We start from the raw sequence: 24405 nt of genomic DNA, 5'->3' as shown, positions 1-24405 counted from the left end.
GAATGCTCGCAGCCTATGGGCGCGGACCGGCTCGCCGAAAGCGGTTGGTAGTTTGGTCTAAACCGAAGAGTGCAGGAGAGCGCCATGTTTGTGGGCATCACCAATTCGCCGCGGGACTATGCCTGGGGTTCGACCACCGCCATTCCGGGTCTGCTCGGCTATGCGGCGTCGGGCACACCGGAGGCCGAGCTCTGGCTGGGCGCGCACCACGGTTCGCCGAGCATCATCACCGACCCCGAGCAGGTCGGCGGCCACCGCACCCTGCTGGACTGGATCCAGGCAGATCCGGAGGCGACCCTCGGTGGTGTGCCGACCGCGCCTGCGTCACCGCGGCTGCCGTTCCTCTTGAAGGTCCTCGCGGCCGGTAAACCGCTCTCGCTGCAGGCGCACCCGACTTCGGAGCGGGCGCGCATCGGCTTCGGGTTGGAGAATGCGGCCGGTATCCCGCAGGACGCGGCGGACCGCAATTACCGTGACCCGTTCCACAAGCCCGAGCTGATCTTCGCCCTGAGCGACACGTTCGAGGCCCTCTGCGGGTTCCGCGAGCTGGGTGAGATCCGCGGAATCCTGGGCGAACTCCGCGCCCTCGACGTGGCCTCGGAGCACCCGCAGCCCGGCGCGCTCGATGCGCTCGAGCGGCACCTGCTCGGCCCGGACGCCCTGCGCGACTGCGTCGACTGGCTACTGCGCGACGGCCGTGGCGGCGACTCCGGCGAGGTGGCCTGGCTGGTCGAGCGGGTGGTCGCGCTCGCCGAGAGCGCTGCCGGCTTGGCGGAGAGCGGCGCGATCCTCGACTTCCCGCTCGAACTCGCCACCGTGCGGGACCTCGCCCGCGCGTACCCGGGGGACCCCGGCGTCGTGATCTCGCTGTTGACGAACCGGGTGTCGCTGAAGCGCGGCGAGGTGCTGTACCTGCCGCCCGGCAACATCCACGCCTACTTGTGGGGCCTCGGCGTGGAGCTGATGGCCGCCTCGGACAACGTGTTGCGCGGTGGCCTCAGCCCCAAGCACATCGACGTCGACGAGCTGCTCGAGGTGCTCGACTTCACGCCGCTGCCCGTGCCGTATCTTTCGCCCGTGGTGTCGTCGCGGGGCGTCTCGGAGTACCGCCCCGACGTGGATGACTTCGTGCTCGTGCACATCGCGGCGGAGGCTGAGGGGGCTGGTGTGGGTGCTGGTGCTGGTGCTGGTGCTGGTGTGGGTGCCGGTGCGGGGGCCGGTGCCGGTGCGGGTGCCGGTGCGTCGGCCGGCGTCGCCGGAGTCGGTGCCGCCGCTGCCCCTGCCGGCCGGGATGCCGCTTCGGCTTCGGACGCGGGGGTGCCGATGCGGCAGTTCACGCTGACGGGACCCGCGATCGCCATCTGCACGGCCGGGGGATTCCTCGTGGCCGGTGCGGGGTCATCCGCCGCCCTCAAGCGCGGCGACTCGGTCTACATCACCCCCGACGAGGGCATGCTCACGTTCGCCGGCAGCGGCGAGGTCTTCCTGGCCACGACCCCCTAGGCCCGGTCTCTCACCAATTCGACGGAGATTTTGCTCCAGAACCTGTTTGTCGCCCGTTTCTGGGCCATCTGGGGCAAAATCTCCGTCGAATTCGTTCACTGTCGAATTCGTTCCTTGGCGCAGTCGTGCGCTGCCGCACTGGAGCGCTGCCGCAGTCGAGCCGGGTGCGGGTGCGTCCGGGAAGTGAGACCCTCCCCAACTCGTGGCGAGGGTGGGTTCTCCCCAGGGTGACGGATGCGGGGCGCCGGGTCGACCCCGCTGCGAGACTCCGGACCATGCGCTCGCTCACCAGGGACATCGTCGACCACGGACTCTTCGTCAAGCGCGCCGCACTCCGTGCCCGAGGCTGGAGCGATGGCAGCCTCCGCGGCGCGGTGAGCCGCGGAACGATCGTGCGGGTGCGCACGGGCTGGTATTCGGTGCCGTCGGCGCCGCAGCCGGCCGTTGAGGCGTTCCGGATCGGTGGGCGGCTCACCGGATTGAGCTGCCTCACGTCCTACGGGATCTGGACCCCGGCCACCGGCAAACTCCACGTCAGCGTCCCCAGTGCGGCGCGCGGGTTGCGGCGACCGACCGATATGCGCGCGCGGCTGGATGTGCTCGACGGCGTGCGGTGCCGCGTGACGTGGAGTGATGAGGCGATCGATGGGCGCGGGGACTGCGTGTGGCGCACCGGCGTGCGTGAGGCCCTGGTGCATATTCTGAACAACCACGACCGGGTGACCGCGATCGTGTGTCTCGATGCGGCGTTGCACAGCGCCCAGGAAAACGGCGTCGGTATCGTCCTCGACGATCTGGACTGGATCTTCGCCCGCGCTCCGCTGCGGGTGCAGCCCTGGCGCCACGAGGTCGACGGGCGCGCCGCCGCGGGTGGTGAAACGGAATTCCGGCTCAAAGCACTGGCCGCGGGCATCCCTTTCGTGCCGCAACCGTTCGTCACCGGGGTCGGGCGTCTTGACGGCCAGATCGGGCCGTCGACCTTCGTGGAGATCGACGGAAAAGACTGGCACGACGATTCGCTTGCCTTCGAGGCCGACCGGGAGCGCGATCTGCTGGTCGCGAGCAAGAACGGGCGCACACTGCGGTTCAGTTACGCACTTCTCCGCAAACAGTGGGGGTTGTGCGTGCGGGCGATGGTCACGGCGCTGGAGTACGACTACCGGCGCGAGCCGTCGACCGCGTTCCCGCATTTCTCCGAACGGATGCCGCGGGTCCGCCGCCGCACCGGCTAGCGATCGGCTCGGTTCCCGATCCCCATGGTCGCCGCCCCGGCGCATCCATCGCCAGTGGCCGCCGACCCCGCCGACCCCCCCCCCTCGCCCGCCGGCCGGACGAATTCGACGGAGATTTTCCCTATTCAGCCTCGAAAACCCTTGTTTGGGTGCGTCTGGAGCAAAATCTCCGTCGAATTCGTTCGGGCACCCGAGGCTAGGCTTGCAGGGCGGCAGTGCTCGATTGCCGTCAGATCTTGCGAGGTTCAAATGGCGTGGCTAGTCACCGGAGGTGCCGGGTATATCGGTTCCCACATCGTGCGTGCGTTCTTGGCGGAGGGCATCGACGTGGTCGTCATCGACGATCTCTCCAGCGGGCACGCCGAATTCGTGCCCGTGAATGTGCCGTTCGTGCGTGGCACCCTCCTTGACCGCGAGCTGCTGATGCGCACCTTCGCGGAGCACGCCGTGACCGGCGTCGTGCACGTCGCGGGCTACAAGTACGCCGGCGTCTCGGTGCAGCGTCCGCTGCACACCTACGAGCAGAACGTCACGGCCATGGCCACCTTGCTGTCGGTCATGCAGGAGAACGAAGTGGGCCGGATGGTGTTCTCCTCGAGCGCGGCGGTCTACGGCACCCCGCACACCGACCTGGTCACCGAGGACACCCCGAAGAACCCCGAATCTCCCTACGGGGAGTCGAAGCTGATCGGCGAATGGCTGTTGCGCGACCAGGCCATCGCCGCCGGCTTGACGTACACAGCCCTGCGCTACTTCAACGTGGTCGGCTCCGGAGCGCTCGACCTGCGCGATACCAGCCCGCACAACCTCTTTCCTCTCGTCTTCGACGCGCTGATGGAGGGTCGCACCCCGAACATCAACGGTGACGACTACGCCACCCCCGACGGAACCTGCGTGCGCGATTACATCCACGTGGCCGACCTGGCCCTCTCGCACGTGGCCGCCGCCCGGCGCCTCGACGCCGGCGAGCCCGTGCTGCCCGTCTACAACCTCGGCAGCGGCGATGGGGTATCGGTGGGGCAGATAATGTCCACCGTGTCCGCCGTCACCGGAATCGACTTCGCGCCCGTGATCGGCCCGCGCCGCGCGGGCGACCCCGACCGGATCGTCGCCTCCGGTGAACTGGCGGCCCGCGATCTGGACTGGGCGATGCGCCACAGCCTCGAGGATATGGTGCAGAGCGCCTGGGAATCACGGCAGGCGGCATCCGTCTCTCAGCCCTGATCAAACAAATCGCACCTATTTTCGCTCTTGGGCGAGTCGAAACTCTCCAGCGAATATTGAGGGTTTACTATCTGCGACTTGACGGCAAGGAATTACACGGCTGTAATTAGGGCTGACGCGTAATTTCGGGGCAAGTATTGCAGTGGGGTGGGTGACGATTTGGCGCTATCAGAGTCTCGTGCCGGGGTGCCGGAGGACTGGTTCATTGACCCGGTCCGACTGGGCGTGCCCGGAGTTCGCAAGGAAGCGGGCGACGGCGATCCACTGTCCTGGCAGTCGGACTCGCTTTGTGCGCAGACCGACCCGGAGGCGTTCTTCCCCGAAAAGGGAGGGTCGACCCGCGATGCCAAGAAGATCTGCTCCTCCTGTGAGGTGAGAACCCAGTGCCTGCAGTACGCGCTCACCAACGATGAGCGGTTCGGCATCTGGGGCGGCCTGTCCGAGCGGGAACGGCGCAAACTGCGCAAGCGCGCCAGCTAGGCCCAGGGCGGGCGTTCGAACGCCTGCCGCACGCGAATCCGGCCCCGAAGCCGGCAGCAGCGAACCGGAGGCGAGGCCGTGTTTTTCAGGCTCGCCCCTCAGATTGCTCCTCATCGGGCCCGATCCAACCTAGGCTGTTCTCCATATGCATGCCAGAGTCACCGCCATCCTTGTTGCCCGTAACGGCGCTAAACACCTCGAACGCACGCTCGAGGCGCTGAGCCGCCAGACGCGTCAACCCGACGTCGTGATCACGGTCGACTGCGGATCGACCGACACCACGGCGGCGCTTCTGGCTGCCCACGCGCCGACGCACTTCATCTCAGCGGATGCCGGGATCAGCTTCGGAGAGGCCATCGCCGCGGCCGTGCGGGTGATCGCACCCGTGGAGAACGACCGGGAAATGCTGTGGCTCCTCGCTCAGGACAGCGCGCCGGAACCCGGCGCCCTCGCGGCCCTGCTCGGCGAACTGGAGATTGCGCCATCCGTCGCCGTGGCCGGCCCGAAGGTCATGGACTGGGATGCCGGCGACTACATCCACGAATTCGGGCAGTCCCTGACTCCCGGCGGCGCGACCGTCACCTTGGTGGAGAGCGAACTCGACCAGGGCCAGCACGACGGCATGAGCGACGTGCTCGGCGTGAGCGCCGGCGGCATGCTGGTGCGCCACCTCGTCTGGCAGCAGTTGGGCGGCTTCGACCCGGCCCTGCCGTCCGCGGACGACTCCCTCGACTTCTGTGTGCGTGTGCGGATGGCCGGCTACCGCGTCTCCGGCGTCGCCGCGGCCCAGGTCGCCTCGGCCGGCGACGGCGTCGCCGGCACCAGCGGCTCCTCCCGCGGCCGCGCACGTCGGAAGCGTCTCCGCGCCATGCGTGCCGCCCAACTGCATCGCCGCCTCGTCTACTCCCCGCGCTGGATGATCCCCGTGCACTGGCTGGGACTGGTTCCCCTCGCGTTCCTGCGCTCGTTCGTCCAACTGCTGCAGAAGGAACCCGGCGCGATCCTGGGCGAGTACTCCGCCGCGTTCGCCGCCGCGTTCAGCGGGCTGCGGGTGAGAGCGGCCCGCCGCCGCTTCGCCGCCACCCGCACGTTGGGCTGGTCGTCGATCGCCTCGTTGCGCGTGCCCACCGTCGAGGTGCGCCGCCGTCAGGCGCTCCGCCGGGAGGCCAGCCTCACCGGCGTGAACGGCGAGGTCCCCGAAATCCGCTTCATGTCCGGCGGTGGCGCGTGGACCGTGCTCGCCGCACTGGTTGCGGGGCTGATCGTTCTGGCGCCGCTGATCGGAGCCCGCACCCTCACCGGAGGCGGGCTGCTGCCGCTGTCGGACACTCCTGCCGACCTCTGGGGGAGCATCGGCTACGGCTGGCGCGACATCGGCCTGGGCTTTGTCGGCGGAGCCGACCCGTTCGCGTCGGTGCTGGCGGTACTGGGCTCGCTCACCTTCTGGTCGCCGTCCTTCTCCCTTGTCCTGCTCTTCTTCCTCGCTCTGCCGCTCGCTGCCCTCGGCGCCTGGCTGGCGGCGACCCGCCTCACCGAGCGCGCGTCACTTCGCGCCGTCGCCGCCGTGCTCTGGATGCTCGCGCCCACCTTCCTGAGTGCCCTCGCCGCCGGGCGCCCGGCCGCGATCCTCGTGCACCTGCTGCTGCCGTGGCTGTTTTTCGCCGGGTTCATGGCCGCCCGCTCCTGGTCGGCCTCTGCCTCGGCGGCCCTGCTGTTCGCCGCCATCGTCGCCGCGGCGCCGTCGCTTGCGCCCGCGTTGCTGGTGGTCTGGCTGATTGCCATGCTGGTCAGCGGCCGCAGCGTGATGCGGTTCATCGGAATACCGCTGCCGGCCCTCGCCCTCGCGGCGCCGCTGATCTGGGACCAGGGATTGCGCGGCAACTGGCTGGCCCTGCTGGCCGACCCGGGCGTGCCGCTGCCCGGCCCCGACGTCTCGGTGGGGCAGCTGCTGCTCGGCTTCCCTGCCGGCCAACTCGGCGGCTGGACCCCGCTGCTCGAGTCGCTCGGGCTGCCCGGCGTCGACGCGTCGGTGCTCGTGCCGGTGCTCCTGATCCCGCTGGCCGTGCTCGCCCTCCTGGCCCTTTTCCTGCACGGGGCCCGGGGCGCGAGCTTCGCGCTGTTGACCGCACTGCTCGGCGTGGGCACGGCCCTCGCCGCCAGCCAGCTCTACCTCATTTCAGTCGGGGGCCAGTCGGCCGGCATCTGGGCCGGCACGGGGCTGAGCCTCTACTGGCTCGGACTGGTCGGCGCGGTCGTCTTCGCCCTGCGCGGCATGCAGCGCTTCGCCATGGCCCCGGCGGTCACCGCGATCGTCCTGCTCGTGATCGTCGTGTCACCGCTGGTCGCAGCCCTGCCCCTCGGCACCAGCGTCGTGGCCGAGGGCATCGACCGCACCCAACCTGCGTTCGTGACCGCCGAGGCGCAGACGGATGCCCGGGTCGGCACTCTGCAGATCGTGCCGCAACCCGACGGCGGCATCCTCGCGACGATCGTGCGCGGCCCCGGTGCCACCCTGAACACCCAGTCCACCCTCAGCAGCACCGACAGGGCCCTCAGCCCGCGGGAGGAGGAACTGGCCACCCTGGCCGGAAACCTCGTCTCTCGAAGCGGGCTCGACGCCGCGGCCGGTCTGGCCGACTTCGGCATCCGGTTCGTGCTGCTGCGCCCGGCCGTCGTCACGCCGGCCGCCCCGGGGGTCACGGACGCGGTCAGCCCAGCGGCAGCGGAGACCGCCGGTCGCACCACAACCGCCCTCGACGGCAACGCCGCCCTGTCCCCGGTGGGCGACACGGTCTTCGGCCGGCTTTGGCAGTCCGAGGTGACGGATGCCTCGGTCGCCACCACGGCGAACGGCGCCGTTCCGGCCAACGCCGGCGGCACCCTCGGCCTGGTGTTCTTCCTGATCACCGCGCTCGTGATCGGCGCCACCGTGCTGCTCTCGATCCCGACCGGCGCGGGGCCGGAGGCGGTGCGCCAGGCCAGTCGCGAGGCCATCCGCAACACGGCGAAGGCCCGCACCAGGGAAAACAAGCGCCTCGCCAAGGCGGCGGCCCGCAAGAAGCCGGCGCCCGGCTTCCGGCCGTCCGCGGAACGCGCCGTTGCGTCCGCTGTTCCCGGCACGACGGAACCCGGCACGACGGAACCCGGCACGACCGCCGGAGCCGAACGGGAAACGTCAACCGACATCGCTCCTGACGCCGAAAGCGGCGCCCGCTCGGAGGAACACCACCATGTCCAGTAAACGCGGAATCGCCCTGCTCGGGGCGCGGGCGGTGGCCGGACTCGTCGGTCTCGGCGTCGTCGTCGCATCCGTCGGCGCCGCCACCCTCGTCAGCTGGCCCACGGTCGAGAAGAAGCCGTCATCCGTGATCGTGTCCCCGACACCGAGCGAGCAGCAACGAGTCTGCCCGGGGCCGCTCCTTGCGCTGGCCGAGGATTCCAGTCAGGCCCAGGCCACCAGTTCCATCGACAGTGCCGCAGCAGTCTTCGGCGCCCACCCGGCGGCGGGCGAGTCGGGGTGGATCGACCCGGAGGCCACCGGTATGGAGGCCCCGGACAATGCGAACGCCGAGTCGTTCGGGGCTCCGCTGCTGCTGCGCGTGCCGACCCCGCCCGGCTCGGAGGCGGCACCGCTGGTCAGCGGCAGCCAGTCCCAGATCGCCGGCAGCGAAACGCTCGGCGGCCTGGCCGTCGCGGGCTGCGGAGAGGCTGCCGGCGACAACTGGCTGGTCGGCGGCTCCACCGACATCGGTCGAACCAGCCTGGTGCTGCTCAGCAATCCGACCACCGTCGTGGCCACCGTCGACCTGGCCGTGTTCGGCGAGACCGGGCCGGTGGACGCTCCCGGCTCCACCGGCATCCTCGTGCAGCCGGGCACCCAGCGGGTCGTGTCTCTCGCCGGACTGGCCCCCAACCTCCGCTCGCCCGTCGTGCACGTGCTGTCCACGGGTGGCCAGGTGGCGGCCACGCTGCAGCAGAGCATCGTGCGCGGGCTCGAACCCGGTGGCGTCGACCTGGTCGGACCCTCGAGCGGCCCCACCGAAGAGCAGGCCATCGCCGGCGTGGTTGTCTCCAACGCGGCCGGATCGGATGCCCCCGACGAGGTCGGAGGACTCAGCGACGACGTGACCTCGGTGCGGGTGCTCGTGCCCGGCGCCGTGGCCGCCACGGTGCAGGTCGGCGTGACCGGTGCGACCGGCCAGGCGGCCGGGACCTCGGTGCAGGTCGACGTGCAGCCGGGGGTGGCCACCGAGGTGCCCCTGACCGGGCTCGTACCCGGCACCTACTCCCTGAAATTGATCGCCAGTGAGCCGATCGTCGCCGCGGCGCAGAGTTCGGCGGCAGGTTCGGCCGGTCGCGACTTCGCTTGGTTCGCGTCCTCCGACGCCCTCGCCGACGAGTTCCTGGTGGCCGCCGCCGCCGGGCCGTCCCCCCAGCTGAACCTGGTCAACACGGGCAGCGCCGACGCCGGCTACACGATCAGCCCCGAGAACGGCGCGCCCAGCACCGTGACGGTGCCGGCCGGCGGCTCGGCGACGGTGCCGCTGGAACAGTCGCAGCGCTACCTTGTCTCCGGCGGAACCTCGACCGTTGCCTCGGTGTCCTATGCGGGCGACGGACTGCTCGCCGCGTTCACGCTGAACCAGGCCGGTCCGCTGGCGGCCCCGATCCGGGTCTACCCCCGCTAACCGCGAACCTCTGGAGCCCCCGTGACCGAGACCACCAACGCTGCCCGGCCCGCCGCCGACCAGCGCACGCCCGAAGACGTCGCCGTCGCCGTGATCGGCGGGTCCGGGTTGTACCGGCTGTTCGACGTCGGCACCGTGACATCCGTCGACATCATCACGCCCTACGGCCCTACCTCCGCGTCCATCACCATCGGTGTGCGGGCCGGCCGGCGGGTCGCATTCCTGCCCCGGCACGGCGGCGACCACTCGGTGGCGCCGCACCTGATCAACTACCGGGCCAACATCTGGGCTCTGGCGTGGCTGGGCGTGAAGGCCATCATCTCCTCCTCGGCGGTCGGCGGAGTCAGCCCCGACTATCCGCCCGGGATGCTGGTCGTCACCGACCAGTTCATCGACCGTACCTCGGGGCGCGCCGACACCTTCTTCGACCAGGGCACCGTCGCGCACCTGGCCGCCGCGGACCCGTTCGATCCCGAGCTGCGCCGGCTCGCCGTCGACGCGCTCGCGTCGTTGGAGGAGGACTTCGCGCCGACCGGCACCTGCGTCGTGATCCAGGGCCCACGGTTCTCCACCCGGGCGGAATCGCTCTGGTTCCGCGCCGCGGGCGCGCACACCGTCAATATGACGCAGTACCCGGAGGTCGTGCTGGCCGCCGAACTCAACATCGGCACGGTCAACCTCTCCTTCGTCACCGACGCCGACGCGGGCCTGGCCCCCGCCCTCGACGATGCGGCCGACCCGGACGCCGTCTCCGCCGACCTGGTCTTCACGCGCCTCCGGGCCGCCCAGCCGCGCATCCTGGCCGCGATCGACGGCATCCTGCGCGCCCTGCCCGAGCAGTTCGCCCCCCGCATGCTGATCGCTCCCGAGCAGGTCAGTGCCGTGCTCGATCGCCGCCCTGAGTCTGCCGACGGTTCCCCTGCCGACACCGACGCCGCGTCGGCCGGAGCCGACAAGTGACGCGGCGCCTGCTCGTTACGGGCGGTGCCGGTTTCATCGGCGGCGCGATCGTCGCCGGCGCGCTCGCCCGCGGCTGGCAGGTGCGTGTGCTCGACTCCCTCCGCAACGACGTGCACGGCGGGCTTCCGGTGCTGCCCGACGGGGTCGACATCATCGTCGGCGACGTGACTGACGCATCCGTCGTCACCCTCGCCCTCCGCGACACGGATGTCGTCTGCCACCAGGCCGCGAAGGTCGGCCTCGGTGTGGACTTCGCCGACGCCCCCGACTACGTGCACAGCAACGAGGTCGGCACTGCCGTGCTGCTCGCCGCGATGACCTCGGCTGGGATCGACCGGCTCGTGCTGGCCTCGTCGATGGTGGTCTACGGGGAGGGCAGCTACTGCGGACCGGAGGGCTTCACCCGTCCGGGACCGCGCCGCGAGACCGATCTGCAGCGGGGCGTGTTCGACCCCGTCGACGAGGCCACCGGCGAGCCCCTCGAGCCGCTCCTGGTCACCGAAGACGACCCGCTCGACCCGCGCAACGTCTACGCGAGCACCAAGTTGGGGCAGGAATACCTCGCGTCGGCGTGGGCCCGGTCCACCGGCGGCCGGGCCGTGGCCCTTCGGTACCACAACGTCTACGGGCCGGGGATGCCGCAGAACACGCCCTACGCGGGCGTCGCGTCGTTGTTCCGCTCGGCCCTGGAACGCGGCGAGGCCCCGCGGGTCTACGAGGACGGCGGCCAGCGCCGCGACTTCGTGCATGTCGCCGACGTCGCTTCCGCCAACCTCGCCGCCCTGGACTGGACCGCCGGTGCCGAGCCGTCCACCTTCCGCCCGTTCAACGTGGGCAGCGGTGTGGTGCATACGATCGGTGAGATGGCCGCCGCCCTCAGCCGGGCCACCGACGGCCCGGCCCCCATCGTCACGGGGCAATTCCGGCTCGGCGACGTGCGGCACATCACAGCGTCCTCCGAACGGCTCCGCCGCGAACTCGACTGGGCGCCCGCCGTCTCCTTCGAGGAGGGCATGCGCTCCTTCGCGACAGCGCCCCTGCGCGCCGCCGTCACCCGGTAGCCCGGTAGCCCGGGCGCCCCGCCGTCACCCGGTAGCCCGGCGTGAACCGATTCGACGGAGATTTTGCTGAGAAGCGGCATTTCCGGCGCTTTTGGTGTCGATTCGGGCAAAATCTCCGTCGAATGCGATCGGTGCGTTCGGTGCCTTCGGCGCGGGTCAGGTCGCAGCGGCTGGATGCTGCGGCAACAGCACCTCGAACCGGCATCCGCCCGGAACATTGAACACGCGCACCTCGCCGTGATGCGCCTGGACGATCCCCTGCACGATGGCCAGCCCGAGGCCCGCGCCGCCGGTGCCCAGCGGTTCGGCCGCCGGGGTGCGCGGACCGCTCGCCCGCCAGCCGGCCTCGAAGACCCGGCCGAGGTCCCGCTCCGGGATGCCGCCCGCGGCATCCGTCACCGAGATCACGGCGTGGTCTGCGGCACCGGCGCCCGAACCGGCGCTGGCCGTGACCGAGACCACGATCGCGCTGCCGGCCGGCGACTGCTGGATGGCGTTCATGACGAGGTTGCCGACCACCCGGGAGAGCTCGCGCGGGTCCGCGAGGATCGTCAGCCTGGTCTCCCCGGCGAAGCGCAGGTCGAGCGACTTGGCCTGCGCGATCGGCCAGAGCCCGGCGACCGTGTCGCTGATCAGGTCGTAGAGCGAGACCGGCTGCAGCGTCAGGCGCAGGGTGCCGGAGTGGATCTTCGACAGCTCGAACAGGTCGTCGACCATGCCCGTGAGCCGGTCCACCTGCCCGCGCATCTGCGTGTAATACCGGTCCGGGTCCTCGGCCATCCCGTCTTCCAGGGCTTCGGCCATGGCACGGATGCCCGCCAGCGGCGTGCGCAGGTCGTGCGAGATCCAGGCGATCAGCTCGCGCCGTGACTCCTCGATCTGGTTCTCGCGGGCGCGGGATTCGGCGAGCCGTTCCCCGGTCGCGGCCAGCTCCCCGGCCAGCGCCGTGAACTCGTTGTTGCTCTGCCGGTCGGTCGACGCGACCCGTTCCCCACGCCCGATGCTGGCCGCGGCCGAGCGCAGGGAGCGGCTGTCCCGGGCGAGTTGCCGACCAAGCACCGCAGCCATCGCCAGCGACACCAGTCCGGCGACTCCGGCCACGGAGTAGAAGACCGTGAGGTCGTGCCGGGACACGTACATCTGCGAGGCGACCGCCGCCATCCCGCCGACGACCGACACCACGGTGGCGAGGGCGATCACCATCAGTTGCAGCACCAGGGAGGTGCGGGAGAGCAGTCGCAGGGTGAGCAGGCCGGCGCCGCCGACGACCACCGCGCAGGCCAGAGCGAACAGGGAGGCGGCGGGAAGCACATCCGGTGTCATGACGGCCGCCCGGTCAGAGTCAGCGGAACCGGGTCGAACCGGTAGCCGACACCCCAGACCGTGTTCAGCAGCCGAGGCTGCGCCGGGTCGGCCTCGATCTTCTCCCGCAGCCGGCGCACGTGCACGGTGACGGTGGACAGGTCGCCGAACTCCCAGCCCCAGACCGAGCGGAGCAGGTCTTCCCGGCTGAGCACGGTGTGCGGCCGCCCGATCAGGTAGGACAGCAGGTCGAATTCCCGCGTAGTGAGTACCAGCGGCTCGCCGCGCAGCCGCACCTCGTGCGCCTGCGCGTCCAAGTCGAACTCGCCGGCCGAGATCAGCCCGGCCGGAACGACGGTCGCACTGCTGCGCCGCAGCACCGACTGAACCCGCAGCACGAGTTCGCGGGGGGAGAACGGTTTGGTCAGGTAATCGTCGGCGCCGGCCTCGAGACCGTCGATGCGGTCCTCTTCCTGGTTCAGGGCGGTCAGCATGATCACCGGGATCTCCCAGTCGCCACGGATGCGGCGGCACACCTCGATGCCGTCCAGAAGTGGCAGCATTCGGTCGAGCACGACCAGGTCCGGACGCAGCTGCTCGGCCGTCGCCAGCCCGGCCAGGCCGTCCGCCGCCTCGTCGACCACGAACCCGGCCGCCCGCAGGTACCGGCAGACGATCTCGGACACCGTCGGATCGTCGTCGACAACCAGGATGCGGCGCTCGTGGGGCGGTAGCGGGCGTGAATCGCTCGGGGGCAGGGAAGAGGGCACGAGTTCAGGATAGGGCGGCGGGCACCGGGTGTGCCGGGTTGGAGCCAGCGACCCCGTTTCTTCCTCAGTCCGTAATCTCTTCTGGTGTTTCGGGGGAGCCTGCCCCCCTAGGGTCGATTCATGACTGTGATCCAAGTGGACCTCGTGCTGCCGTGCCTGAACGAAGCCGGCGCCCTGCCCTGGGTGCTGTCGCGCCTGCCGGAGGGGTATCGGGCCGTCGTCGTCGACAACGGCTCGACCGACGGATCGGCCGAGATCGCCGCCGCGGCCGGCGCCCTGGTCGTGCACGAGGCCCGCCGAGGCTTCGGTGCCGCCGCGCACGCGGGACTCCTGGCCGCCACCGCGCCGATCGTCGCCTTCTGCGACGCCGACTCCTCGATGGACCCGGCCGAGCTGCCGCGCCTGGTGGACCCCGTGCGGGCCGGAACGGCCGATCTCGTATTGGGCCGCCGCCTACCCGCGACCGCCGCCTCCTGGCCGCTGCACGCGCGCATCGCCAATTCCAGTCTGTCCTGGCGTCTGCGCCGAATAACAGGGGTGAACATCCATGACCTCGGGCCCATGCGCGCCGCGCGCCGCGAATCCGTGCTGAACCTCGACCTGCAGGACCGCCGCAGCGGGTATCCGCTGGAGATGTTCCTGAAGGCGGCGGAGGCGAACTGGCGCATCCTGGAGGTCGATACCTCGTATTCGCCCCGGGTCGGCCGCAGTAAGGTGACCGGCACCGTGCGCGGCACCCTGACCGCGGTCCACGACATGTCCGCCCTTCTCCGGGAGACGCGCCGATGACGACCATCGTCGTGATCGCCAAGGAATGTCTGCCGGGACGCGTGAAGACCCGGCTGCACCCGCCTCTGAGTCTCGAGCAGGCCGCCGAACTGGCGGCGGCCAGCCTCGACGACACCCTCGCCGCGCTTGCCGCCCTGCCCGCGACCCGCCGCATCCTGGCCTTCGACGGCGTGATTGCGCCGCTCGCCGCAGCCGGTTACGAGATCCTCCCTCAGGTGGAGGGCACCCTCGACGTGCGGCTCGCCGCAGTGTTCGACGCCTGCGAGGGTCCCACGGTGCTGGTCGGCATGGACACCCCGCAGCTCACCTCCGCCCAGCTCGAACCCGTCTTCACCGACTGGACCGACGACGTGGACGCCTGGTTCGGCTTCGCCGACGACGGCGGCTTCTGGGCGCTGGCTCTGAATGACCTGGCCGATGCCCGCGTTCGAGGTGACCTGATCCGCGGCGTGCCGATGTCCCGCGACGACACCGGGGCGCTGCAGCTGAAACGGCTGACGGATGCCGGCCTGCGCGTGAGCCTGTTGCCCACCCTCACCGACGTGGACACCATCGATGACGCCCACCGGGTGGCGGAGATCGCGCCCACCGGTGGATTCGCCGCGGCCCTGACCGCCATGACGGCACCGAGCACGACGGACGGGCTCCGATGAAGCTGGTTCCCGCGCTGCTCGAGGGGGAGTGGGCGCCCGAACCGACCACGTTCGGCGCCGGCGGGGCGGAACCCTATGCTGCCGCGCTGAAGAACGCCGACAACGTGCTCTACCTGCGCCGGGCGTCTTCCGGCGAGCACGCCACCATCGACGCCGGTCGGTGGAGCGCCGACGCCGATGACACCGACCTCCGCCTGCTCGACGGGATCACAGGACCGGTTCTCGACATTGGCTGCGGACCCGGCCGCATGGTGCGGGCCGCGATGGGGCTCGGCCTGACCGCGCTCGGCCTGGACGTCTCGGCGACCGCCGTGCGCATGGCCGCCGACGCCGGCCTCGACGTGCTGCAGGGCAGCGTCTTCGACCCGCTGCCGCGGGAGGGAGCCTGGGCTGCCGCGCTGCTCGTCGACGGCAACATCGGGATCGGCGGCGACGCCTCCGCTCTGCTGGCGCGTTGCGCCGAACTGCTGGACCCGAGCGGTGTGCTGCTGGTCGAACTCAGCCACGACGCGGCCAGGGACGACAGCTACCTCGGCACGATCGAGGATTCAACCGGGCTCCGAAGCGCGGTGTTCCCCTGGGCGGAAATCGGCATCGACGGCCTCCGCGACCGAGCCGGGGCGGCCGGTCTGGTCGTGACTCAGGACTGGCGGCTGGACGGCCGCTGGTTCGCGCGCCTGCTGCGCGCGTAGATGACGACCGACCAGACCGTCGCGACCAGGGCGACGACCACCCAGAACAGGGCGAGGTTCCGCCCGTAGTCCAGCGGAAGGATGCTCGGATTGTTCGAGGAGAGCGACTTCGCCACGATCGCGGGCACCACGATCAGCGTCATGATCGAGCCAACCACGATGGCGCCCTGCACGACCAGCACGATCGTGCCCGCGACGCGGCGCCCTGCGCGGCGCAGCAGAATGCCGGAGAAGAACACCAGGGGCGCCAGCACGGCGTCGTGCAGCACGATCGCCGCGCCGATCCAGAGCGCCACCCCGGGCAGTCGGGTGAGGCGCACGGTGTCGAACAGCACGTAGAGGCCGAACAGGAGCCCGGCCGTGCCGATCAGGATCAGGCTGGTGCGCACCGCGCGCATCCGTCGGTCGACGGTCGAAGGGAGAGCGCCTGCGGCGCTCGTTCCTGTGGTGCTTGTGCCTGGGGTGCTCATGCGGTGATCGCCTCTATCCGGCTCAGCCATTTGGTTTGCAGTACTCCGGGCCGGCCCGGGGCGATCATGCGCGCCGGGTAGCCGTGCTGCAGGTCGAGCGTCTCACCGTTCAGCTCGAGCGCCACCAGGGTCAGCGGGTCCCGCACGTATTCCGGTCCCATCTCGGTCTTCCTGAAGCTGCCGCGCTCCTCGAGGCTGGTCAGGCGAAAGGATGCGCCGGCGTCGGCGCCGACCAGGTCGGCCAGTTCCGACAGGCGAACCCCGCGCCAGACCGCCAGCTGGCTCCAGCCCTCGACGCAGGCGATTGGCAGCTCCACCTCGGTCTGCGGCAGGGCCTCGAGTTCGGCCCGGCTGAAGTTGCGCTCCACCCCGCCGGCGGCGAGGGTGAGCACCCAGCCGGCCGCGGTGGCCGACGCGGTGACCTTCGCCTGCTCGGCCGTGCGGTTGACCGGAACGCCCTGCTGGCCGACGCCCTTCTTGCGCGGACCGAACACGTTCACAGCGTCGAGGGGCGCAAAGGTCTGCCCGGCGGTCAGCCCCACCACGGCCGCGCAGGCGACTCCGACGGTGGTGAGGAAGCCCCGGCGGCTCAGCGCCCTCGCGTCCGTCGCGGGCTTCGCCTCAGTCAAGGCCTTCGCTCCGCCCACGGCCGAGGGCGTGGCGTCGATCCAGGCGATCATCCGGCCCGTCACCCCGGACGGCCGGCTGCTGCCCCAGAGTCGCACCGCTTCGACGTCGGCCGGGGTGTCCGCCTCGCTCGCGGCATCCGTTGCCTCGTGCTCGGCGGCGGCACGGCCGCTCCAGAACCGGGTGATGACCGGCAGCTTGATGCCGATGTGTAGAACCAGCAGCCCCACCAGCACCCAGCCGAGGGCGTAGTGCACCTCGCGGAACGGGAAAGGCCACGGGTACCACTTGTAGGTGTTGACCAGGCCGATTGTGATCTGCACCAGGGATGCACCCACGAACAGGGCGATCGACGCGCGTTCGAGCAGGTGCAGAAACGATTTCACCGGTGGGGACGCGAACAGCTCGGGGAAGACGATGTAGAGCTTGGCCAGCAGCAGCGGGAAGCAGGCAATGCCGGCCACGATATGCGTGCCCTGGGTGAACTGGTAGAGCGACGCCGGCCGGGTCGCGAACCGCATCCACGGCAGCGGCTCCTGCAGGAAGTGGCTGTACAGGCCGGTTCCGAAGCAGACGATGAACGCGGCGCCGAGCAGCCGGCCGATCACGACCGCCATTCGGGGATTGCGCACGGGGGAGGCCAGCGCGCGTCGGGCCTCGTACATCATTCGCCTCATGGGTCCATTGCATCATCCGGAACGCCCGAAGAGACGGCGCAATCCTTACGGTCCGGTGACGCGCGCCCGGGTCGGTGGCGCCCTTGTGCCCGGATTCCGTCAGGATGGGGGAGTGCGTATCGCCGTTGTCTCCCTCCTCCTTGCCGCCAGTGCGGCCCTGACGGCCTTCAGCGTGCTGTCGTACGACCTGTTCAAACCGGGACGCGACACGGTGCCCCTCGTCATCTGCACCGCCGGGCTGTGGCTGCTCTTCGCGCTCGCCGTGCTCGTGCTGCGCGGGGTGCGGGGCCGGGCCGTGGTGGTGCTGATCCTGGCCGGTTCGGTCGGGACCGGGGCCGCGGCCATGGTGGGCCCGCCGAACACGAGCACGGACTCCGCGCGCTACGCCTGGGACGGCATCGTGGCCATGGAGGGCATTTCGCCGTATGCCTACACGCCGGCCGACGACCGGTTGGACGCCCTGCGCCCCGACTGGCTGTTCCCCGGCCCGGTGCTGTCCGAGGCCGGAGAGCCCGTGTGCGTCGGCGAACGCATCCAGACGGCGCAGAAATCCGAGTCGGGGGACATCCTCTGCTCGGCCCTGAACCGCACCGGCGTGCCCACGATCTATCCCCCGGCGGCCGAGATCTACTTCGCGGGCGTGCGGGCGATCACAGGCCCGGATGCGGAGTACTGGCCGTTGCAGCTGACGGGTCTCCTGCTCAGCGTCGGCACGACCGTGATGCTGCTGGTCGGGATGCGCCGCCGCGGCATCGAACAGCGGTTCGCCGCGCTCTGGGCCTGGTGTCCGCTCGTGGCCACCGAGGCGGTCACGAACTCCCATGTCGACATGCTCGGCGTGGTCTTCACCCTGAGCGCGGTGTTCCTGGTGACCGGCCGACGCTACTGGAGCGGCGGGATCGCGCTCGGCGCGGCGATCGCGACCAAGCTGATCCCCGTGCTCGCGGCCCCGGCCATGCTGCGACGCCAGGGTTGGAAGGTCACCGTGGCGGCCGTGGTCACTTTCCTGCTGCTGTACGTGCCGTATGTGCTGACCACCGGGATCGGGGTGCTCGGCTACCTGCCCGGCTACCTCTCCGAGGAAGGGTACGAGGACGGCACCCGCTTCGCCCTGCTCTCGCTCGTCGCCCCGGGCGGCTCGGCGGTCATCGTCGCGGGCGTGCTGCTAATCGTCATCGCCGTGCTCGTCATCTGGAAGACTGACCCCGACCAGCCGTGGCTCGGCCAGCTCGTCATGATCGGCAGCGCGCTGCTCATTCTGAGCCCGCGCTACTCCTGGTATGCCCTGTTGTTGCTGCCGTTCATCGCCCTCAGCGGCCGCTGGGAATGGCTCCTCGTGCCGATGGCCCTCACTCTGCGCCTTCTGGTCCCGTCGATTCCGCTCACCCGGGTGGCCATCGCCACGGCGATCGTCGTAATCATCGTCATGTCGATCCACCGCGCCCGCCCCGAGGTGGCGCGGCGCCTGTTCCGACCGCTCGCGCGCCTGTCGAAACCCGGCGGTTGAGCCTGCCGAGACCGAGCCTGTCGTATCTGGGCCTGTGGCATCTGGGCGTGTCCGAATCTGGGCCTGTCGAATCCGGGCCTGCCGAATCCGGGCCCGACGAATCCGGGCCCGACGAAACTCAGAACGGTGCCCCTTCGCCCTGATCCGGCTGCCGCACTTTCACCGTCTGCTCCTCCCGTTGCTCACTGTAGAAGGTCTTCATGAGGGACACCCTACGGGCAGCCACTGACATTCGATGGTCCGGCCGGGAGCCCACCGGCGGCCTGTGGATAACCTGATCAAAACCGCATTGTGGAGGAAATGGGGCTCGCCGCAGCGCCAGTTGCCGGCATTTGTCACACGGGCCGGCTACCCGCATCCGACATAACGTGAATGAGGAGATATTCGGGACACTCCAGTTCGGGCACCCCAACCTGTCTGAGCGGCGTGTTGCGAAATTTTCCTCAGTTAGCGTGGGTGGCGACAACGGATGCTGGGCGGGAACCATCGGGCCGCGACGAGCTCGACCACCGGGCCTCGGCAGTCTTGACCACCGGGCCGCGCCGAGCTCGAGCACCGGCAGCAACACGAAAAAGGGCCCGCCGCGCATCTGCGCGACGGGCCCTCGACGAAAGCGGTGTTACTTGGTGGCGACCGTGATCTTCGCGATGCCGACCAGGAGCTGGTCAGCGACGGCATCCGTCATGAACGTGTCGTTGAGCAGGCCGGCGGCCTCAGCCGAGATGTGCACGGTGGTGCCCTCGAGGATGGCGTTGTCGCCGTCCATCTGCAGCGGCTTCAGGGTTCCGCCGTACAGGTTGAAGAGCAGGACCTGGGTGGCGGCAGACTCGCCGTTGACGCTCACGTCACCGAACAGCTTGCTGGAGCCCGGGTCGATCGTGAAGTTGGTCAGTTCGACCGTGGTCTCGCCGGCGGTCAGCGAGAAGCCGGAGCCCTCGTGCTCGATGGAGCCCTGAACGAAGGGGCGGTAGTCCTCTTCGGGGTCGTAGTAGTCCACGTTTCCGCCGGTGATCGGGAAGTGCAGGCTGCCGTCGGTCAGGGTGGCGGTGCCCACGGTTCCGGGGGTGAGGCCGAGGCTGGTCAGCGCCGCAGCGAAGTCAGCGTCGAGGAGAACGGACGTGTCGACGCCCGACAGCGCGGGGATCGAGGCGACGGCCTTGGGGGTTGCTTCCTCGGAGGAGGAGGAGGAATTCTCCGCCGGGGCGGTTGCATCCGCGGTGGTCGAGCAGGCGGCGAGCCCGGCGATGAGGAGGCCCGCGGTGGCGAGGCTGAGCGTGGTCTTGGTGAATGAGCGCATGAGGAATTCCTTAGGGTCTGTGGTTGGGATTCAGCAGTTCTTGGTGCTGAATGAGGTTCGGTCCCCTCCGGCAAACGGTTTGGAATAAGTTCAAATCAGTGTGAACTCCGGCCGGAAACCCCGCCATTCCGGGGATCCGGGCACAAAAAAGCGGCCGAGCAGAACCCGGCCGCCGGCAAGCGGAGGAGGCAAGCAGAGCAATTAATCGTCCCTAGAAGTGCCGGAACCGATCCGGTGCCAGGTCCCACGGGTCCTTGCCGAGCAGCTCGGCGATCGCGCGGAACACGCAGCTCTCGATCACCATTCGCCGATGCAGGTCGTCGCTCCTGTGCAGCCGGGTCAGCCGCTGGATCGGCAGACGATAGAACACCACGCGACGCTCCGGGGCGTTCACGCCCCAGCGCTCCACCCCGATGCCCGGCAGAACCGAGGCAGGTCCGGCGGCTACCTCGAACGTGACATCGCTCAACTGGTCCGGCCAGACCGAGCGGAGGTAGTCGACGGTGGAGGCCACGGTCATGTCGAAGGTGTCGATGCGCGTCTGCAGGGGCGGCAAGTACGGTCCGGTGGCCGAGCTGCGGATGCCCCGGCCGTGCCGGTCCCGACCGCGCCCGCGCTGAACGGGCGCCGGGGTCGAGGAGGCGTAACTGCGAGCTCGGGACATGCTTCCATCCTAGTTCTGCCGGTTGAACGGGTAGCCTGTAGCCAATGTCATTCCGGCCCTGCTCCCGTGTCGCCTGCCCGGACGAATCCGCCGCGACTCTCACCTTCGACTACGCCGACGCAATGGCCGTACTCGGCCCGCTCGCCGTGCAGCGCGAACCGCACACCTTCGACCTCTGCGCCCGGCACGCGCGGCTGACCGCCGCCCCGCAGGGTTGGCAGCTGGTGCGTCTCCGCACGGTAGATGGGCCGGACACCGAGTCGGGATTCACGATATGAGCGCCCAGACGGATGCCGCCGCCCGCCTCGACGCCGTCGTCAGCCAGGACGAGGTGCGCGGCACGGCCGACCAACCGTTGACCGGTCAGATGGTGGCTGCCCTTGCCGCCGCCTTCGTCGACGAGGTCGGCGCGCGGAGCCGCGACGTGCTCGTCGGATACGACCGCGGCGAAGCCATCGAACTCGCGGCCGCCTTCGCGCAGGGCGCAAATGCCCGGGGGGCCACCGTCGTCGACCTCGGCGTGTGCTCCACCGACGAGATCCGATTCGGCTCGGGAACCCTGAACGCCCCGGCCGCCCGGATCACGACCTCCTCGCTCACGCTGCTGCGGGCGGGCGCCCAGGAGATCGGTCAGGATCACGGTCTGGGCGGCATCCGTGACCGGGCCGTCGGCTACCTGGTCGAGGGCACGGCACCCGTGGCCACGCCCGGCACCCGCCGCACGCTCGATCTGATGCCCGACTACGCGGCGGGCCTGCGCGCGATCGTCGGGCTCAGCGGCATCCGCCCGCTCACCGTCGTGGTCGACGCCGGCCGCGGAGCCGCCGCGGTCACGGTTCCCGTCGTCCTCGGCGACGGTTCCGGCGCCGCTGCGGAAGGCCGGACCACCCGCGACACGGCCGACACCGCCGGCGACGCCGGCCGAGGGTCACCTCTCACCATCGTGCCGCTCTTTTTCGACCAGGACCCAAATCTCCCGCCGCACCCGATCGACCCTGCCGACCCGACCACCCTCACCGATCTGCGCAATGCCGTGATCCAGCACGCGGCCGACCTCGGGCTCGGCTTCGACCCGGATGGCGGCCGCTGCGTGGTCGTCGACGAAACCGGGTCCGTCGTGCCTGCGTCCGCCATTGGCGCGATACTCGCCCGGCAGGTGATCGCACAGGCGCGCATCGAAACCCCCGACCGGGACCAACTCGTCCTGCACGACCTCACGGTCTCCCGCTTCGTCGCGGAGACGATCGAGTCGAACGGAGCGGCCGCCGTCCCCGTCCCGGTCGGCGGTGCCCCGATGCGGGCGGAGCTGCGGTCCACCGGAGCCGTCCTCGGCTGCGGACACTCCGGTGACTACTACTTCCCCCGGTTCTGGTGCGCCGAGAGCGGTCTCCTCGCGGCCATGTACGTCCTGGCGGAGGTCGGTTTCCAGTCCCGCCCGCTGTCGGCGCTGGCGACGGATGCCATGCCCTACGCCCATTCCGGCGAAATCAGCGTGGCCGTCGACGACCTGCCTGGGGTCTACGCGCGCATCGTCGACGCGTTCACGGGTTCCGCCGACTTCGAGGAGGTCGACGGCCTCACGGCGATCGGCATGACGAGCGTCGACGAACCGTTCTGGTGGTTCAACGTGCGTCCGTCGCACCCCGTGCCGCAACGAGCACCGGAACAGCAGCAACCTCAACCGGTGGTGCGGCTCACCGTGGAGGCCGCGACCCCTGAGGTTATGGTGCGCATCCGCGACGCGGTCCTCGCGCTCGTTGCCGACGACTGACGGCACGTTACGAGCACGTTTCCGCCCGCGAGTCGGTTCCGGCACCCGCATTCGGGCGTCATACGCTGACACACGATTCCCAATGGATAGCAGCCGGCCGCACCGTCGCGGTGGCAGCATCCCACTGAAACTGGAGTGACATGGCCCACCAGACGGACACAGACCGCACTGCCGCGAAGGCGGACGACGGGGGAGGGCGGCAGCTGTCCAAGTCTCTGAAACCGCGCCACCTCTCCATGATCGCCATCGCCGGCGTGATCGGCGCCGGACTTTTCGTCGGGTCCGGCGCCGCCATCCAGCAAGCTGGGCCGGGAATCCTGGTGGCCTATACGGCCGCGGGACTCCTGGTCATCCTGGTCATGCGGATGCTCGGCGAAATGGCGGCGGCGCATCCGGAAACCGGTTCGTTCTCCACCTACGCCGATAAAGCACTCGGTCGCTGGGCCGGACTGAGTATCGGTTGGTTGTACGCCTGGTTCTGGATCATCGTCCTCGGCATCGAGGCCACAGCCGGCGCGGCGATCGTGCACCGCTGGGTGCCCGAGGTCGACCAGTGGGTCTGGGCTCTCATCCTGATGGTGCTGCTCACCGGCACCAATGTCGCCTCCGTCAAGATGTTCGGCGAATTCGAGTTCTGGTTCGCGTCGATCAAGGTGGCCGCGATCGCCGTCTTCCTGCTCCTCGGCGTCGTGGCCATTCTCGGGCTCATGCCCGGGGTCGCCGCCCCCGGCCTGAGCAACCTCACCGGCAACGGCGGGTTCTTCCCCAGCGGCAGCGGAGCCGTCCTCGGCGGCGTGCTCGTGGTCGTCTTCTCGTTCTTCGGCGCCGAAATCGCCACGATCGCCGCCGGCGAGTCCGAGAACCCGGTCGACGCCGTCAAGAAAGCCGTCAAGTCCACGGTCTGGCGCATCCTCGTCTTCTACATCGGTTCTATCGCCGTCGTCGTCACGCTGCTGCCGTGGAACAGCGCCTCGGTGGCCAAGAGCCCCTATGTCGCCGTGATCGAGCTCTATGGAATCCCCGGGGCCGGCACGATCATGGACATCATCGTGTTAACCAGCGTGCTCTCCTGCCTGAACTCGGGGCTCTACACCGCGAGCCGCATGCTCTTCTCCCTGTCCGAACGCGGCGATGCCCCCAAGGCGTGGTCCAAGATCTCCGTCCGAGGCGTGCCGCGCGGCGCCGTCTTGTCCTCCACGGTGGTTGGTTTCATCACGGTGGGCCTGAACTACATCGCCCCGGATACGGTCTTCCTTCTCTTGGTCAACACCTCTGGTGCGATCGCGCTCCTCGTCTGGCTGGTCATCGCCGTGTCGCAGCTGATCCTGCGCCGCCGTATGAGCACGGATGCCGCCAGTCGACTGAGCCTGAAAATGTGGGCCTTCCCCTACCTGACCTGGGTGGCCATCGCCGCGATCGTTGCTCTGCTGGTGGGCATGGCCATCCTCGAACGCACCCGAATGGAACTCCTGATGTCTCTGCTGCTTGCGGGCATCGTGGTCGGCATCGGCCTGTGGAAATACCGCGGCGACCGGGATGCCGTGCACCCCGGCACGGACGGTTCGGTGTCCGACGACGAGTTGAAGACTCTCGACCCGATCAAGAACGCGACTGCCCGGAAGTAGGTCTTTTGANGACGGCTGTGGGTGGGGACCGTAATGTATTCAAACGTACCCCACAGGTGCGGAAAGCCGCAGAGCTTCCCGGCCTCATGTGGAACCAAAGTTTTTAGCTTCGTCTCATGCTTGTTCCTGTTTCAGGTGGGTGTGGGGGAGGCCTAAGATTGTAACTTTCTCCGGCTGCGTGTTTGGTCTGGTGGGTGGTGGTTCGGGTCGCTTCGGCGGGCTGGAATTGGCTGCTTTTCCGTGATTTGACAGGGTGTGGCCGGGCAGCTAAGTTATACAAGTTGCCTCGAAGCGACAGCCTGTTTTTGGGCCTGAAGTCGAGTGCGTCCGATCCTTGAGAACTCAACAGCGTGCACAATGTCAAATGCCAAAAACCTCGGCCGTAGGGCTCCTTTCTAGGGGGTACCGCGGAA

21 protein-coding genes are annotated in these 24405 nt (G+C 69.5%); 15 read left to right on the top strand and 6 right to left on the bottom strand.

Annotated features, from left to right (window positions below):
* Positions 1-84 precede the first annotated feature (84 nt).
* The 8 genes from manA to E3O67_RS10800 all read left to right on the top strand — a co-directional run bounded on the left by manA (position 85) and on the right by E3O67_RS10800 (position 11148).
* Positions 85-1503, top strand: a complete 1419-nt coding sequence (gene manA, locus E3O67_RS10835; RefSeq protein ID WP_135102692.1) for a mannose-6-phosphate isomerase, class I — start codon at positions 85-87, stop codon at positions 1501-1503.
* Positions 1504-1778: 275 nt separating this feature from the next.
* Positions 1779-2735 (top strand): hypothetical protein, encoded by a 957-nt coding sequence (locus tag E3O67_RS10830; RefSeq protein WP_135102691.1) that lies wholly within the window; start codon positions 1779-1781, stop codon positions 2733-2735.
* A 249-nt stretch (positions 2736-2984) separates the two neighbouring features.
* Positions 2985-3959, top strand: coding sequence for a UDP-glucose 4-epimerase GalE (galE, locus tag E3O67_RS10825; RefSeq protein WP_134429363.1), 975 nt, complete (start codon positions 2985-2987; stop codon positions 3957-3959).
* A gap of 159 nt (positions 3960-4118) precedes the next feature.
* On the top strand, positions 4119-4439 hold the full coding sequence (locus tag E3O67_RS10820) for a WhiB family transcriptional regulator (protein WP_134429361.1): 321 nt from the start codon (positions 4119-4121) through the stop codon (positions 4437-4439).
* Positions 4440-4584: 145 nt separating this feature from the next.
* Positions 4585-7680, top strand: a complete 3096-nt coding sequence (locus E3O67_RS10815; RefSeq protein ID WP_135102690.1) for a glycosyltransferase — start codon at positions 4585-4587, stop codon at positions 7678-7680.
* Complete coding sequence (locus tag E3O67_RS10810; RefSeq protein ID WP_135102689.1) at positions 7670-9127, top strand: DUF5719 family protein; 1458 nt, start codon at positions 7670-7672, stop codon at positions 9125-9127. The genes E3O67_RS10815 and E3O67_RS10810 overlap by 11 nt, the downstream gene beginning before the upstream one ends.
* A 21-nt stretch (positions 9128-9148) precedes the next feature.
* Positions 9149-10087: an MTAP family purine nucleoside phosphorylase gene (locus E3O67_RS10805; RefSeq protein ID WP_135102688.1), complete on the top strand. Its 939-nt coding sequence runs from the start codon at positions 9149-9151 to the stop codon at positions 10085-10087.
* A complete protein-coding gene (locus E3O67_RS10800) occupies positions 10084-11148 on the top strand; it encodes an NAD(P)-dependent oxidoreductase (protein ID WP_134429353.1) in 1065 nt (354 codons plus the stop codon). Before E3O67_RS10805 ends, E3O67_RS10800 begins: the two co-directional genes overlap by 4 nt.
* A gap of 156 nt (positions 11149-11304) precedes the next feature.
* Here the strand turns inward: E3O67_RS10800 and E3O67_RS10795 are convergent, their stop codons facing one another.
* The gene (locus E3O67_RS10795; RefSeq protein WP_134429351.1) at positions 11305-12471 is read right to left on the bottom strand and encodes a sensor histidine kinase KdpD; all 1167 of its coding nucleotides are present in this window, start codon (positions 12469-12471) and stop codon (positions 11305-11307) included.
* Positions 12468-13220, bottom strand: a complete 753-nt coding sequence (locus E3O67_RS10790; RefSeq protein WP_135102687.1) for a response regulator transcription factor — start codon at positions 13218-13220, stop codon at positions 12468-12470. The genes E3O67_RS10795 and E3O67_RS10790 overlap by 4 nt, the downstream gene beginning before the upstream one ends.
* Positions 13221-13340: 120 nt before the next feature.
* Between E3O67_RS10790 and E3O67_RS10785 the strand changes: the two genes are divergently transcribed.
* Genes E3O67_RS10785 through E3O67_RS10775 form a run of 3 tightly spaced genes read left to right on the top strand, consistent with a single transcriptional unit; the run spans position 13341 to position 15354 of the window.
* Positions 13341-14009 carry a glycosyltransferase family 2 protein gene (locus E3O67_RS10785; protein ID WP_134429349.1) on the top strand — a complete coding sequence of 223 codons (669 nt, stop codon included), beginning with the start codon at positions 13341-13343 and terminating at the stop codon, positions 14007-14009.
* Complete coding sequence (locus tag E3O67_RS10780; protein ID WP_135102686.1) at positions 14006-14662, top strand: DUF2064 domain-containing protein; 657 nt, start codon at positions 14006-14008, stop codon at positions 14660-14662. Before E3O67_RS10785 ends, E3O67_RS10780 begins: the two co-directional genes overlap by 4 nt.
* Positions 14659-15354: a bifunctional 2-polyprenyl-6-hydroxyphenol methylase/3-demethylubiquinol 3-O-methyltransferase UbiG gene (locus E3O67_RS10775; RefSeq protein WP_134429345.1), complete on the top strand. Its 696-nt coding sequence runs from the start codon at positions 14659-14661 to the stop codon at positions 15352-15354. The genes E3O67_RS10780 and E3O67_RS10775 overlap by 4 nt, the downstream gene beginning before the upstream one ends.
* On the opposite strand, the gene E3O67_RS10770 is transcribed toward E3O67_RS10775, so the two are convergent.
* Together E3O67_RS10770 and E3O67_RS10765 are read right to left on the bottom strand one after the other, a co-directional pair.
* Positions 15303-15824 (bottom strand): hypothetical protein, encoded by a 522-nt coding sequence (locus E3O67_RS10770; RefSeq protein WP_134429343.1) that lies wholly within the window; start codon positions 15822-15824, stop codon positions 15303-15305. The genes E3O67_RS10775 and E3O67_RS10770 overlap by 52 nt on opposite strands.
* On the bottom strand, positions 15821-17128 hold the full coding sequence (locus E3O67_RS10765; RefSeq protein ID WP_134429341.1) for a molybdopterin-dependent oxidoreductase: 1308 nt from the start codon (positions 17126-17128) through the stop codon (positions 15821-15823). Before E3O67_RS10765 ends, E3O67_RS10770 begins: the two co-directional genes overlap by 4 nt.
* A gap of 112 nt (positions 17129-17240) precedes the next feature.
* On the opposite strand from E3O67_RS10765, the gene E3O67_RS10760 reads away from it, so the two are divergent.
* Entirely contained in the window at positions 17241-18635 is a 1395-nt protein-coding gene (locus E3O67_RS10760; RefSeq protein WP_167726589.1) for a glycosyltransferase family 87 protein, read from the top strand.
* A gap of 619 nt (positions 18636-19254) precedes the next feature.
* Here E3O67_RS10760 and E3O67_RS10755 read toward each other — a convergent pair.
* Together E3O67_RS10755 and E3O67_RS10750 are read right to left on the bottom strand one after the other, a co-directional pair.
* A complete protein-coding gene (locus tag E3O67_RS10755; protein ID WP_135102684.1) occupies positions 19255-19932 on the bottom strand; it encodes a hypothetical protein in 678 nt (225 codons plus the stop codon).
* Between the two features lie 211 nt (positions 19933-20143).
* Positions 20144-20596 (bottom strand): metallopeptidase family protein, encoded by a 453-nt coding sequence (locus tag E3O67_RS10750; RefSeq protein ID WP_135102683.1) that lies wholly within the window; start codon positions 20594-20596, stop codon positions 20144-20146.
* A 44-nt stretch (positions 20597-20640) separates the two neighbouring features.
* Here E3O67_RS10750 and E3O67_RS10745 point away from each other — a divergent pair, with 44 nt between their 5' ends.
* The 3 genes from E3O67_RS10745 (at position 20641) to E3O67_RS10735 (ending at position 23992) form a co-directional block, all read left to right on the top strand.
* Positions 20641-20874, top strand: coding sequence for a DUF3499 family protein (locus E3O67_RS10745; protein WP_134429333.1), 234 nt, complete (start codon positions 20641-20643; stop codon positions 20872-20874).
* Entirely contained in the window at positions 20871-22367 is a 1497-nt protein-coding gene (gene manB, locus E3O67_RS10740; RefSeq protein ID WP_135102682.1) for a phosphomannomutase/phosphoglucomutase, read from the top strand. Before E3O67_RS10745 ends, manB begins: the two co-directional genes overlap by 4 nt.
* A 140-nt stretch (positions 22368-22507) precedes the next feature.
* Positions 22508-23992, top strand: coding sequence for an amino acid permease (locus E3O67_RS10735; RefSeq protein WP_134429329.1), 1485 nt, complete (start codon positions 22508-22510; stop codon positions 23990-23992).
* The last annotated feature ends 413 nt before the right edge of the window (positions 23993-24405 follow it).

It is taken from the genome of Cryobacterium sp. TMT3-29-2, assembly GCF_004564305.1.
GTDB classification, from domain to species: domain Bacteria; phylum Actinomycetota; class Actinomycetes; order Actinomycetales; family Microbacteriaceae; genus Cryobacterium; species Cryobacterium sinapicolor.
The sequence above is the reverse complement of the archived record's forward strand: the minus strand, read 5'-3'. Positions and strand labels throughout refer to the sequence as shown.